The 12842-nt window shown below is 61.2% G+C and carries 11 protein-coding genes; 5 read left to right on the top strand and 6 right to left on the bottom strand.

What is annotated here, in order from left to right; translation table 11 throughout:
- Positions 1–169: 169 nt before the first annotated feature.
- Positions 170–1696 (bottom strand): AhpA/YtjB family protein, encoded by a 1527-nt coding sequence (locus BZ163_RS23870; protein WP_128872851.1) that lies wholly within the window; start codon positions 1694–1696, stop codon positions 170–172.
- 134 nt (positions 1697–1830) lie between these two features.
- Between BZ163_RS23870 and serB the strand changes: the two genes are divergently transcribed.
- A complete protein-coding gene (serB, locus tag BZ163_RS23865) occupies positions 1831–3045 on the top strand; it encodes a phosphoserine phosphatase SerB (RefSeq protein ID WP_128872850.1) in 1215 nt (404 codons plus the stop codon).
- A gap of 140 nt (positions 3046–3185) precedes the next feature.
- Here the strand turns inward: serB and BZ163_RS23860 are convergent, their stop codons facing one another.
- On the bottom strand, positions 3186–4961 hold the full coding sequence (locus BZ163_RS23860; RefSeq protein WP_128872849.1) for a molecular chaperone: 1776 nt from the start codon (positions 4959–4961) through the stop codon (positions 3186–3188).
- Positions 4962–5193: 232 nt separating this feature from the next.
- Between BZ163_RS23860 and BZ163_RS23855 the strand changes: the two genes are divergently transcribed.
- Positions 5194–5595, top strand: a complete 402-nt coding sequence (locus BZ163_RS23855) for a lectin OAA (protein ID WP_128872848.1) — start codon at positions 5194–5196, stop codon at positions 5593–5595.
- Between the two features lie 55 nt (positions 5596–5650).
- On the opposite strand, the gene asd is transcribed toward BZ163_RS23855, so the two are convergent.
- The 3 genes from asd to BZ163_RS23840 are packed head-to-tail and all read right to left on the bottom strand — an operon-like array spanning position 5651 to position 8927.
- Positions 5651–6511 carry an archaetidylserine decarboxylase gene (asd, locus tag BZ163_RS23850; protein WP_064675599.1) on the bottom strand — a complete coding sequence of 287 codons (861 nt, stop codon included), beginning with the start codon at positions 6509–6511 and terminating at the stop codon, positions 5651–5653.
- A gap of 18 nt (positions 6512–6529) precedes the next feature.
- The gene (gene rhdA / locus BZ163_RS23845) at positions 6530–7345 is read right to left on the bottom strand and encodes a thiosulfate sulfurtransferase (protein ID WP_128872847.1); all 816 of its coding nucleotides are present in this window, start codon (positions 7343–7345) and stop codon (positions 6530–6532) included.
- 43 nt (positions 7346–7388) lie between these two features.
- Complete coding sequence (locus BZ163_RS23840) at positions 7389–8927, bottom strand: HDOD domain-containing protein (protein ID WP_128872846.1); 1539 nt, start codon at positions 8925–8927, stop codon at positions 7389–7391.
- Between the two features lie 180 nt (positions 8928–9107).
- Here BZ163_RS23840 and motA point away from each other — a divergent pair, with 180 nt between their 5' ends.
- On the top strand, positions 9108–9959 hold the full coding sequence (gene motA, locus BZ163_RS23835; RefSeq protein WP_128872845.1) for a flagellar motor stator protein MotA: 852 nt from the start codon (positions 9108–9110) through the stop codon (positions 9957–9959).
- Between the two features lie 3 nt (positions 9960–9962).
- Complete coding sequence (gene motB / locus BZ163_RS23830; protein WP_128872844.1) at positions 9963–10991, top strand: flagellar motor protein MotB; 1029 nt, start codon at positions 9963–9965, stop codon at positions 10989–10991.
- Between the two features lie 92 nt (positions 10992–11083).
- Here motB and rsgA read toward each other — a convergent pair whose 3' ends face one another.
- A complete protein-coding gene (rsgA, locus tag BZ163_RS23825; RefSeq protein WP_128872843.1) occupies positions 11084–12115 on the bottom strand; it encodes a small ribosomal subunit biogenesis GTPase RsgA in 1032 nt (343 codons plus the stop codon).
- A 107-nt stretch (positions 12116–12222) separates the two neighbouring features.
- Between rsgA and orn the strand changes: the two genes are divergently transcribed.
- On the top strand, positions 12223–12765 hold the full coding sequence (orn, locus tag BZ163_RS23820) for an oligoribonuclease (RefSeq protein ID WP_128872842.1): 543 nt from the start codon (positions 12223–12225) through the stop codon (positions 12763–12765).
- The last annotated feature ends 77 nt before the right edge of the window (positions 12766–12842 follow it).

Genomic DNA, 12842 nt, shown 5'->3' with positions numbered 1-12842 from the left:
TGGCCTCTTCGCTGGCAAGCCAGCTCCTACAGGTATCATGTCGTACCCACATCGCGTGAACGACACGGCACCTGTAGAAGCTGGCTTGCAGCGAAGAGGCCGGCACAGGCCACAAAAAAGCCCGCAGACGATCTCTCGTCCGCGGGCTTCTTCACAACAGGGCTAAGATTTACGCCCGACGCTCATGCATCCGCGCCAATTGTCGCTCGAGCATCGACGGATAAGGCTCCATCAGCCGCTCTACGCAGCACGCGCCTTCCGGGCTGGCAATCGGCCGGATCCGGGCACGCTGACGGATCAGCGCGTCGTCACTGATCTTGCGCTCCACCAGCAGCAGGTTGCGGCTGTGTTGCGACAGGGCCAAGGCGTCCTGGGCCGATTCGGTCAGCAGCAGATCGATCTGGCTCATGCCGAACAATTCGTCGCCCAGGGTCAGGCCCAGCTGCAATTGCAGGGTGATGCCGCTGTCCGCGACTTCGATCTGCAACTGATGGCCCAGAGCCCGCAGCAACTCACCGCAGCAAATGGCATTGGTCAGGTAATCGTCACCGCTGTCTTCGCTGTGGAACAGCATCAGCGTGCTGCCGTCGTTCAGGGTATGCAGTTCACTCTGGTAGAGCGACGCGGCTTGATCGAGGCAATCGCGATAGCGTTTGAGCAGTTCTTCCAGGCGCGCCCGGGGCAGGCGGCGCAGTTGCTCCTGTGCGCCCAGTTGCACGGCGAGCACGGCGCTGTGTTGCGGCACATTCGATGGCTTTGGTTTTACCAGCGCTTTCGGCGCACTGTCCGCAGCAACATCACGCAGATCGGCAAACGGGTCGTCGTCGTCATCGTCATCCTCGACGGTGCTGACAATGCGCCGCGGCGCAGGCTTCAAGGCGGCTACCGGGCGACTTTCGTCAAAGCTGGGGTCGCGCAGGTTGCGCACTTCAAAGGCCGGATCGGCCTCTTCGTCGTCGGCATCGTCGAACTCAGGCTCCGGTTCAGGTTCCGGCTCAACCGGTTCCGGCGCGAAGTCCGCGTGCAACTGGCGAGCCAGGTCGCCGATCTCGTCCTGACGCTCGGTGCCTGGCGTGTATTCGTCGATATTGCGCAGCCACACGCGCAATTGCATCAGCGGCGTGGAAAGGTTGCGTCCCAGGCGCAGACTCAGGGCCAGCGACAAGGCCAGCAGAATGGCACTGAGAATGCCCATGCTTTGCAGGCTGATGGTCATCGGCTGCTGGAATTGATCCATGTCCAGGCTGATGCGCAGTTGCCCGGCGGTCACGTCCTGAAACGTGATCTTGCTCTGGTACATGCCCTCGGCTTCGCCCAGCAGGCTGTGCTTGGGGCGCTGACCGGCTTCGGCGAGGATGCGGTTATCCACGCTGTAGATGGCGGCGTGGGCCACCAGCTTGTTTTTGGTCAGGTTGTTGAGCAACACGTTAAGGCTGAGGATGTCGTTGGACACCAACAGCTCCGTGGCCGACGTGGCGGTCTGGGTGGTCAGGCTTTCGCCCAGCGCATCCGCCTGCTCATGCATGGCCTGCTTGAACTGCAAACCCATCACGCAGGCGTAGATCACCAGGGCCAGAGCGACCAGGATCACGTTATGGCTGGCGATGCGCAATGCAATCGGTACACGGCGGTGGCGCAGTGCACGGAAGATCAGCAGAAAGAAGTTATCGGTTTTTACTGGCGTGGGCCGGTTCACTTGAGCTCGGCTCTTTGTCCGTGAAGTTGACGCGCAGTATAGCGACAGGCCCTAGACCGGCAAAGCGCTGACGGTGCCCGATGGTCACTGAATGTGGGTAGAATGCGGTTTTTTTCCACCTGCGGGGGTGCGCCTTGCGCGAAATCGTCCTGATAAACATCACGGGAGTCGACCGTCCGGGTCTGACTGCGGCCATTACCGGCGTTCTGGCCCAGGGTGGTGTGAACATTCTCGACATCGGTCAGGCGGTGATCCACGACACCCTGTCGTTCGGCATCCTGGTTGAAATTCCTGATACCGAACAAGGCAAGTCGGTGCTCAAGGACATCCTGTTCACGGCTTACAAGCTCGATCAACAGGTGCGTTTCACGCCGGTGTCCGAAGAGGATTACCAGCAATGGGTGGGCAATCAGGGCAAGAAACGCCACATTGTGACGCTATTGACCCGCAAAGTGACGGCCGAGCAATTGCAGCGAGTCAGTTCGATCACTGCCAAGTACGGCCTGAACATCGACCACATCGACCGACTGTCCGGGCGTATGCCGCTGGATACCCCGGCCGATCAAGGCAAAGGCTGCATCGAGTTTTCCGTACGGGGTGAAGCGGCTGATCCGCAAGCGTTGCGGGCGGAGTTCTTGAGCGTCGCCCAGGAACTGAACGTCGACATCGCCTTCCAGGAAGATTCGCTGTTCCGCCGCAACCGGCGCCTGGCGGTGTTCGATATGGACTCGACGCTGATCGAAGCCGAAGTCATCGACGAACTGGCCAAGGCCGCCGGCGTCGGTGACCAGGTCTCCGCCATCACCGAGCGGGCGATGGCCGGCGAGCTGGATTTCCGCGCCAGCTTCAAAGAGCGCCTGGCCTTGCTGCAGGGCCTGGACGTCAGCGTACTGGACTCGATCGGCGCCTCTTTGCGCCTGACCGAAGGCGCGGAAACACTGTTTGCCGAACTCAAGCGCCTGGGCTACAAGACGGCGATCCTGTCGGGTGGCTTCACTTACTTTGCCAAGCAGTTGCAAGCCAAGCTGGGCATCGACTATGTATTTGCCAACGAGTTGGAAGTGGTCGATGGCAAGGTCACCGGCGTGGCGGTGGAACCGATCGTCGATGCACAGCGCAAGGCGGATCTGCTGAAGGAACTGGCGCACAAGGAAGGTTTGCGTCTGGAGCAGACCATCGCCGTCGGCGATGGCGCCAATGATTTGCCAATGCTGGCGATTGCCGGGCTGGGCGTGGCGTTCCGCGCCAAGCCGCTGGTCAAGCAGTCGGCGAAGCAGGCGATTTCCACCCTTGGGCTGGATGGCGTGCTGTATCTGCTGGGCTTCCGGGATCGTGACGGGCAGCTCTGATATTTCGGCTGCCTGATCGGGCCTCATCGCGGGCAAGCTCCCACAGGTTCTTCGGTGTGCACACTATCCGTCACACACAGAGATCACTGTGGGAGCGGGCTTGCTCGCGAAGGGCGCACCGCGGTGTTAAGGATTCACCCTCAAAGCGTCTTCCACAACGAATCGAACTCCTGCTCGATGCGGACCACACCACTCCCCCCGGCATCGACGTTTGCGGCTGTCTCCAGCAAGCGATAGGCAAACTGATTGAAACTGTGGGTGCTCGCCAGTCGCCGATCCAGCGCGACCCGGCGTTCTTCGCCGTGGGTATTGATTACCACCTGTTGGCCTTCCTGAAAGGGCAGGCGCGGAGCGAGCAACGTCGGCGGCAGGTCTATCGCACTGATGGCCGGCAATAACAGACCGCGCAGGTATTGGCTGTGCCCGTCATGGTCACGCAGCAGTTGCAGCCCGCAAGGTTCGGCGTAAGGCGCGACCTGCTCGATCCCCATGTGCGTACCGCCGCCACGCACCTGCCGGATCCAGCGCACCACTGCGATGCTCCAGCCTTGTCCTGCAGAATCCTCGAGGCCCATCATTTCGCCCGCCTGTAGCTCGGCGGGTACTGGACCAGGCCAGGCCAGGCAATAACCGCCAGGGCTGTGATTGATCACCGGCAGGACATAAGTCGCAAAGTGTTGATTGCGGTCGGATGCCTCATGGCTATCGTCATTGCGCAGTTGCGGATACTCGATTTCTTCGTAGGGCAACAGATCGCCCACGTTGCCCTGGTGCTCGACAGGGCTCCACAGGTCTTTTACTCGATCTGGCGATATTGCCGAGAATTGCGCCTGTCGAGAGCCCGAGTGTTTCAGGATGTCGCTGAACGAACGTTGCCCACCCAGATAGAAATGCAGCGCGCTCATGCCGATGCACAGGGTCAAGGTGCCTTGGCCGACGGTGCGCTGGAATCCGCGCTCGGCCGTCTGGCCCCAGGCTGCATGCAGGTGTTGCAGCGTATCGAGGCTCAGCCCTGCCGGGACCGGCAGGGGTGTCGAGCTGGCGGTTTTTTGCAAATGAGCTTCGATGGCTGCGACCAGCGGTAGCGGGTCGATCGCGAGAACGCTTTCCTGCTGCTCCGGGCGAAACCGGGCGCTGTAACGAGGCCCGGTGTCGCTGTCCGATGCGATGGCAAACAGTCCATCGGACCGTTTACCGGGTTGCAGCGTAATCCATTTACTCCAGGGCTCCAGCACCTCGGCGACCCGGGCAATCTGGTTCTGCCGCAGTTGGTTGCAACGGGAGGCTCCCAGCAGCAACGCGATGACGTAGGTCTGTTCGATGCTCAGCGTTTGCGTCTGGCTGGCCAGCTCGTCGCGCAGGCTCAGGTGCTGCAGCTGGTGCCGGCAGGCGATCCGGTACAGCTGATGCAACTCCAGCCACAGCCCTTCCGGTACCGGACAATAAAGCTCGGTGGCGCGGATCAACGGCCCGTTCAGGCAATGGATCGCACGTTGCAACGCCAGGGTCAGCACCGGTGCACGGTCCTTGCTGAATCGCGGAGTGACGCGCACGACAATCTGTTTATAGCCAATCGCCAAGTGATTTTGCAGCGCCTGGCAGAGGTTGGCGATCTTGCGCGATCGTTCGTCGAGGACGATCGACTGATGCAGGAAATGCCGCTCCAGGTGCTTGCAGACGTAATACACCTCGGGCCTTAGCAGCTCGAGCATTTGCAGGCGGTTATCGCTGGGCGTCAGGAGCTGATTGAGTTCGCTCAAGCCTTGATAGAGCTGGCGCGCGGTTTCGCCGATGCTGGCTTTAGGCAGATTGGCAATCCAGCGCTTGAGGTCGCGCGGGGTGGCTTCACAGAACGTCAGGCGCAATTGCTTGGGAACAGGCGCGCGTAGCAAGAGGTGGGGAAGGGTTTCATCCATGCCGTGAACAAACTCCAACAGGGAAAATGGGCAGTGAATGGCAGGACTGTAACATGCAGAAGTACCCTCGAGCCCGGGAATGTCGGCAGGCAGGGGATTACCGTTTGTCTGTCAGTCTGGTGACGTTCGGGCGTGCTACTAATCTGACAGTCGTGCGACTGGATACGCACAGTCGTACGGCCTGCTGCATACGCAGGGCAGGTCTCTTCGTAACTTCAAGGAGATGAGGTTCATGTCTAAATACGTAGTGGCAAATCAATGGGGCGGTAGTTCGGCACCCTGGCATCCGGGCGGAGACTGGGTACTGGGCGCGCGGGACAACCAGAAGGTTGTCGCCATCGAAATCAAATCGGGCGATGGCGGCAAGAGCTTCACCGGCACCATGACTTATGCCGGCGAAGGTCCCATTGGCTTCAAGGCTCAACGCACGGGCCAGAACCAGTACAACGTTGAAAATCAATGGGGCGGCAACGATGCCCCGTGGCACCCGGGTGGCAAATGGGTCATCGGTGGCCGGGATAATCAGAACGTTGTCGCGTTGAGCGTGACCTCCAATGACGGAGGGAAAAACCTCAGTGGCACCAATACCTACGCCAATGAAGGACCGATCGGCTTTCGTGGCCAGATAGAGTAACGGCACCACCGAAATATCCGGCCTCGCGAAGACGTTCGCGAGGCCGGATCATGCATCAGGCTGTTGGCAGGCCCATGCCCTGGCCCATCTGCACCGGCGAACCGGCCGCCAGTTCTTCAGCCCATTTGACCTGGTCCGGCCCGAATAGCACCACGGCTGTCGAACCCAGTTTGAAGCGACCCAGTTCCGCACCTTTTTCCAGGTGGATCGGCGCACGGGCTGCTTCGTCGTAGCGGAAGGTTTTCAGCTCGCGCTTCGGTGGCGTGACCAACCCGGCCCAGACCGTTTCGATCGATGCCACGATCATGGCGCCCACCAGCACCACGGCCATTGGCCCGCGCTCAGTGTCGAAAATGCACGCTACACGCTCGTTGCGGGCGAACAGTTCCGGCACGTTTTCAGCGGTGGTCTGGTTGACAGAGAAAATCCGGCCTGGAATGTAGACCATCTCGCGTAGCGTGCCAGCCAATGGCATGTGCACGCGGTGATAGTCCTTCGGCGACAGATAAATAGTGGCGAAATCGCCGCCCATGAATGGCGCGGCATTGGCCGCGTCACCACCGAGCAACTCCAGGACGCTGAAGCTGTGGCCCTTGGCCTGGAACACGCGGCCGTGTTCGATCGGGCCGAGTTGGCTGACGGCGCCGTCGGCGGGGCTGAGGATTGCACCCGGCGTCTGGTCCAGCGGACGCGCACCCTCTTTCAAGGCGCGCGTGAAAAACGCATTGAAGTGCTCGTACGCGGTGAGGTCTTCGACCAGCGCCTGGGACATGTCCACCTGATAGCGCTTGGCGAACCACGCCGTGAAGGCGTTCTTGAACCAGCGCACGCGGCATTCGGCAATGCAGCCGGCCAGTCGCGACAGCAAATGGTGGGGCAGCAGGTATTGGCTGAGGATAAACAAACGCTTATTCATTGACGGTCCTTAGAAACCTTATTTCTCTACCGGGGTATCGGGATGGTTGCCCCATTCGCCCCATGAGCCGGCGTAGCCTTTGACCCGCGGATAACCGAGGGCTTTGGCCACCAGATAGGTGAAGCCAGAGCGATGGTGGGTCTGGCAGTGGGTGATCACTTCTTTGTCTTTGCTGATCCCGAGTTGCTCCAGGATCTGCGGCATGTCCGTGCGAATGCGCAGGTGGCGCGCCGGATCCATGCCCGCGGTCCATTCGAAATTGACCGCGCCGGGAATGTGTCCTGCCTTGGCCGCCAGGACTTTCTCGCCGGAGTACTCCAGCGGTCCGCGGGCGTCCCAGATCGCCAGGTCGGCCGCGCCGAGACGGCTTTGCAGGTACTCGCGGGTAGCGATGGGTTCGTCGTGCAAGGTCAGGGGGGCCGGGCCGCCTACCGCCGCCGGGATCTGGATCGACATGGGCAAACCTTCCGCCAGCCAGGCCTGCAGCCCGCCGTCGACATAGTGGTAGTTGCGATGGCCGATAACGTCCAGCAGCCAGATAAAGCGTCCGGCCCAACCGCCGCCTTCGTCGTCATAGACGACGTAGACCGCGTCGGGGTTGTGTCCCAGTTCGCCGAACAATGCTTCAAGCGCTCCCTGAGTCGGCAGCAGGCCCGGCGCAGGCGCCTGGCCCAGTTGCGTACGCTTGGGATCGACAAAGCGGGCACCGGGTATATGCCCTTCGGCATAACGGGCGCTGCTGGTCAGGTCCACCAGGATAAGTTCGCGGGCTTCGAGACGGGCGAGCAGCTCGCTCGGCTCGATCACCAGGGTCAAGCCAGAGAAGTCAGACATGTGAGGTCTCCAGAGCACAAAGGGTTGGATTGTAGCGCAGCCTTCAGTGGCCGCGGTGGCTAAAGCTGTGCAGGGCTTTTTCGATGCACTGCGCGGTTTTGCCGAAGGCTTGCACGGTGATCTCCGAGAACGGCCCGCCGCCCTGATCCGCCACCACAACCATGATCACCCGGCCGTTGCTGACCAGTGAACGCAGTAACAGGTGTTCACCCGGGAATTGCGCGCGCAGGTCGGCGGGCAGAAGGGCCGAGAGTCGCGCATGGTTGTCCGGGCTCAGGCGCAGCTGCGCCTGTTGCGAGAGCAGGCGTTGCAGCACGGCGCTTTGGCTGACAGGGAAACTCAGGCTGGCGGCCGCCTTTGACAGGCCGAAGGCCTGGTGCACCCGCAAATGGGCGTGAGTGCGGTCGGCCATCAGAAGCATCACCCGTCGCATGCCGCACGCGACCAGGGCGTCGCAAGCAGAGGTGGTCAAGTGCATGGCATTGGCGAAGCGACTGGGCTGCATCAGCAATTCGGCGCATTGCCTGCGCCATTTCACCAGGTCTTCGGCGGTCGGCGCCGGGGTCGGCAGCCCATCCGCGTGAATGTTCTTCATCCCCCTTGGCCAGATCAGCGAAACGGCCGGGTGCCAAAGGTCTGGCATGGCGTGATGACGGGCGCTGGTGACGGCCTGTCGGTGCAACTGCTGCTGCACTTCGTCCATCGGCATTTGCAGGTAAAGGCTGGTCAGGTAGTTCCAGCGCTCAGCGTGCGCGCTGTCCCAGGTCTGTTGCACCGACAGCGCCAGGCCGTTGGCCAGCAACACGGTGTTGGCCGGTTGATTGAGCCAGCGGCGCAGGGTCGGATCGTCATCGAGGCGGTTCTGCTGGCGCAACGGGTGATGACTGTCGCGAGCGATGCGCAGGACCTTGACCAGTTCCCGTTGCTCGTTGAGCAGCAGTCGGTAACCTTGCTGCACCCAGAATGGCAGGTGCCAGAGGTCCGCCAGGGCCTGGCCTATTTGCAGCAGGCGTACGCCGAACAGCTGCTTCTCGACGTCGCGCGCCGATTCGCCATTATGGATGACCCGTTGTTCCCACTCTTCAAGCAACTGCGGATGGGTCAACGCCATCGGCCACAACGGCGAGAGAAACAGCAGGCTGCCCCAATGGATGTCTTGCCACAGCCGCGCCAGGCGACTGGCGAAAAAACCGTTGGCCTGTTGGGTCGCGTGCTGGCTGATCAACTGCAGTTGGCGCAGGGCGACGGGGATCTGCGACAGCGGCTCGGCGGGCAACCGCCCGAGGAGTTCTTCGGTGCGCTTCAATCCGAGACGATTGAGCGCCACCTCCAGGTTTTCAGCGGGCGTGGACAGGCGGCCCTGGGCATGCCGGTTGGCTTCGCGAATCACGCTCAAGGCCAGGGCAGGGCTGTCCTGCATCAATTCGGCGATATCGCGCAGCGAACTTCGCCTGTCGCGGATGGCCTTGCACACCCGATCGTGACTGGCTTGCGGAACGGGCAGGCGCACGCCATCGAGCAACTTGACCCAACCATCGAGTGTGCTCGGCGGCGGCGTTGGAGCGTTCGTTTGGTTAGCCATGTCTGGACGCGATCATCGTCTGCATTTATCTATGCCCCAAGCGTATGCCCGGAGCGGGCCACATTGGCTTTTCAGCTGAACGGGCTATAGTCTGGCGCAGTTTTGCCGATAAGGAGAAGAAGAGATTTTTCAACTTCCGAATATGACCTTGAACCCGACTCAGTAAGTGCTCCCCACCCTATGGCTAAAATAATCGGCATCATCGTCGTATTCGCGAGCGTGCTCGGCGGCTACGTGCTTTCCCACGGTAAAATTGCCGCCCTGATTCAGCCCTTCGAGGTGATGATTATCGGGGGAGCGGCCCTGGGTGCATTCCTGCAGGCCAACCCCGGTTACATGACGATGCGCGTGTTCAAGAAGTCCTTGAGCATGTTCAGCTCGCGTTTCACCCACATCTTCTACCTTGAGGTGCTGGGGCTGATCTACGAGATCCTCAACAAGAGCCGCCGCGAAGGCATGATGGCCATCGAAGGCGACATTGAAGATGCCGCCGCGAGCCCGATCTTCGCCAAGTACCCGGCGGTTCTGAAAGATGAACGCATGACGGCGTACATTTGTGATTACCTGCGCATCATGTCGTCCGGCAACATGGCGCCCCATGAGCTTGAGGGCCTGTTCGACATGGAGCTGTACAGCCTCAAGGAAGACCTGGATCACCCCTCCCACGCCGTGAACGGCATCGCCGACGCCATGCCCGGCTTCGGTATCGTCGCGGCGGTATTGGGTATCGTGGTGACCATGGCGTCCCTGGGTGATGGCGATCAGCAATCCATTGGCTTGCACGTCGGCGCGGCGCTGGTCGGTACCTTCTTCGGTATTCTTGCCGCCTACGGTTTCTTCGGCCCGCTGGCCCACTCTTTGGCCCACGATGCGAAGGAAGAACTGAACGTCTACGAGGCCATCAAGGCCTCGCTGGTCGCTTCCGCTTCCGGCATGCCGCCATCGCTGGCGGTGGAGTTCGGCCGCAAGGTGCTGTACCCGGCGCACCGTCCCAGCTTCGCCGAGCTGGAACAAGCGGTTCGCGGTCGCTGAGTCATGGAGAATAACCAGCCGATCATCATCAAGCGCGTCAAGCGCTACGCCGCCGGGCATCATGGCGGCGCCTGGAAAATCGCCTTCGCCGACTTCGCGACGGCGATGATGGCGTTTTTCCTGGTGCTGTGGCTGCTGTCCAACGCAACGCCTGAGCAGAAGATCGCCATCGCCGGTTACTTCAAGGACCCGATCGGCTTTACCGAAAGCGGTACGCCCTACATCATCGACCTGGGTGGTTCGCCGACCCTGGCACCGGATATCACGCTCAATCCCGAGATCAAATCCCAGCCGCAGCCGGACAAAGTGACCATCGGTACCGAACAGGCCGAAGGCATGGCCGAGCAGGTCGAGAAGGAACGGTTGGAGCTGCTGCTGCAAGAGTTGCAGAGCAAGGTCAATGAAAATCCTCAGTTGCACAAATTCAAGGACCAGATCCAGTTCGAGATCATTGCCAACGGTTTGCGCATCCAGGTCATGGACGCGGAAAACCGGCCGATGTTTGACTCGGGCAGTGCTCGCCTGAAACCGTACTTCGAAGATATTTTGCTGGCCATGGCCGACACCATCAAAGCCGTGCCGAACAAGATCAGCATCAGCGGCCACACCGATGCCACACCCTATTCGGGTACCGGTGATTTCGGTAACTGGGAGCTGTCAGCCAACCGGGCCAACGCGGCCCGCCGTGCGCTGGTAGCCGGCAGCTACCCGGAATCGCAAGTGGCGCGAGTCGTCGGGTATGCCTCCTCGGCCCTGTTTGATCGGGACAACCCGTTCAATCCGGTCAATCGGCGTATCGACATCGTGGTGCTGACCAAAAAAGCCCAGCGTGCCATGGAAGGTGCGCAAGGTGCGGAGCCTGCGCAGGAGCAGACGCCAGGGCAGGGCGCCCCGGGTGAAGTGCTGACCAACCCCGTCGACCCGAATGCGTTGCCGGCCGATAAAGAGCCATTGCCGGCGCATGAGCTTCGCGAGCGCTTGAATCTGTTCGATGACCCGGCGCCGAAACCGGGTGAACCGCCCAAGCGGTGACCCACAAAAAAGCCGACAGCGATGTCGGCTTTTTTTGTTTCTGCTGCCTGCTGCGGATCATGTCCGTGGCGCCACGAACATGATCCGGCTAGTTAGTAGCTGCTTTCGGGCAAGCTGGCGATGATCGAGCGATAGCTGTTCATCCGCTGCTGCTGCACGCGGCCTTCTTCCAGGGCCTTGAGCAAGGCGCAACCCGGTTCGCGGTCGTGCTTGCAGTCGCGGAAGCGGCAGGTGCCGATCAAGTCGTTGAACTCGATGAAGCCGGCTTCGACGTCGGCCCGGCTGACGTGACCCAGGCCGAATTCGCGGATACCCGGGGAGTCGATCAACTCACCGCCACCGGGAAAGTGGAACAAGCGCGCGGTGGTGGTGGTGTGGGTGCCCTGGCCGGACAGCTCGGACAGCGGGCCGACGCGGGTTTCGACTTCCGGCAGCAGGCTGTTGACCAGCGATGACTTGCCGACGCCGGACTGGCCGACGAACACGCTGATGCGCCCGTCCAGTTGCTCCTGCAGTTGCTCCATGCCATTGCCGTGGTGCGCCGACACTTCCAGCACCGGGTAGCCCAGCGTGCGGTAGACCGCCAGCAAGGCATTCAGCGCCGGGGCATTCTGTTCGTCGATCAGGTCGAATTTGTTGAGCAGCAGCAGCGGGCGAATCCCCGCGTGCTCTGCCGCGACCAGATAACGGTCGATCAGGTTGGCGTGGGGCTCGGGCAGTGGCGCGAAGACAATGACGATCATGTCGACGTTGGCCGCCACCGGCTTGAGCTGGCCACGGCTGTCCGGACGGCAGAGTTCGGTTTTACGCGGCAGTTGCGCCACGATCACGCCGATCCCCTGGTTGCCGGCACGCCAGACCACCTGATCGCCGGTCACCAGCGCCGGGAGGTTGGCGCGCAAGTGGCAGCGGAACACTTGGCCGGCCAACTCGCCATCGAGCGCTTCGACTTCGACCTGCACACCGAAGTGCGCGATCACCAGGCCCGTCTGTTCCGGACCCAGGTCGCCACCCTCGAGTGCCTCGACAGCCGAGGACTCGCGTTTGGCGGCGCGGGCAGCGCGTTCGCCCTGAATCTTTTCGATGCGCCAGTTTTGACGACGATTGAGTTGGCGTTTGGCCATGGGTGTTCCGTATCAAGAATGCAGCGATTAGGTAAAACGGCCGCGAGTTTAGCACGCCCAGCCACGTCCCTAGGCTAAACTGCGCAGCATTGCCTAGGAGTCGACACATGCAAAACCCGCAGAATCTGATCTGGATCGACCTGGAAATGACCGGTCTGAACCCCGATACCGACGTCATCATCGAGATGGCCACCATCGTCACCGACAGTGATCTGAACACCCTGGCCGAAGGGCCGGTGATCGCCATTCATCACAGCGATGAAATCCTTGCCGGCATGGACGAGTGGAACACCCGTCAACACGGCGGCTCGGGCCTGACCCAACGGGTTCGCGACAGCCGCATCAGCATGGCCGAAGCCGAAGCCGAGACCATCGCCTTCCTGGAGAAATGGGTGCCGAAGGGCAAGTCACCGATCTGCGGCAACAGCATTTGCCAGGATCGTCGCTTCCTTTATACCCACATGAAGTCCCTGGAAAGCTATTTCCACTACCGCAACCTCGACGTGTCCACGCTTAAAGAGCTGGCCGCACGCTGGGCGCCGGACGTGCGCGATAGCTTCCAGAAAGGCAGCACCCACCTGGCCCTGGACGACATCCGTGAATCCATCGCCGAGTTGCAGCATTACCGCAAGAACTTCATCAAGTTCTGATTCAGAGGTGTCCTTAAGGGCCCCTTCGCTGGCAAGCCAGCTCCTACAAGGGATGCGACATACCTGTAGGAGCTGGC

It is taken from the genome of Pseudomonas sp. VI4.1 (assembly GCF_002029345.1).
In the GTDB taxonomy this organism is placed as follows: Bacteria; Pseudomonadota; Gammaproteobacteria; order Pseudomonadales; family Pseudomonadaceae; genus Aquipseudomonas.
Note: the sequence above shows the minus strand (reverse complement) of the source record. Positions and strands in the feature narration are given on the sequence as shown.

Coding starts and splice junctions, on each gene's coding strand:
- asd (WP_064675599.1), bottom strand. CDS start 6,511: ATGAATAAGCGTTTGTTTATCCTCAGCCAATACCTGCTGCCCCACCAT.
- BZ163_RS23855 (WP_128872848.1), top strand. CDS start 5,194: ATGTCTAAATACGTAGTGGCAAATCAATGGGGCGGTAGTTCGGCACCC.
- motB (WP_128872844.1), top strand. CDS start 9,963: ATGGAGAATAACCAGCCGATCATCATCAAGCGCGTCAAGCGCTACGCC.
- orn (WP_128872842.1), top strand. CDS start 12,223: ATGCAAAACCCGCAGAATCTGATCTGGATCGACCTGGAAATGACCGGT.
- BZ163_RS23860 (WP_128872849.1), bottom strand. CDS start 4,961: ATGGATGAAACCCTTCCCCACCTCTTGCTACGCGCGCCTGTTCCCAAG.
- rsgA (WP_128872843.1), bottom strand. CDS start 12,115: ATGGCCAAACGCCAACTCAATCGTCGTCAAAACTGGCGCATCGAAAAG.
- rhdA (WP_128872847.1), bottom strand. CDS start 7,345: ATGTCTGACTTCTCTGGCTTGACCCTGGTGATCGAGCCGAGCGAGCTG.
- BZ163_RS23840 (WP_128872846.1), bottom strand. CDS start 8,927: ATGGCTAACCAAACGAACGCTCCAACGCCGCCGCCGAGCACACTCGAT.
- motA (WP_128872845.1), top strand. CDS start 9,108: ATGGCTAAAATAATCGGCATCATCGTCGTATTCGCGAGCGTGCTCGGC.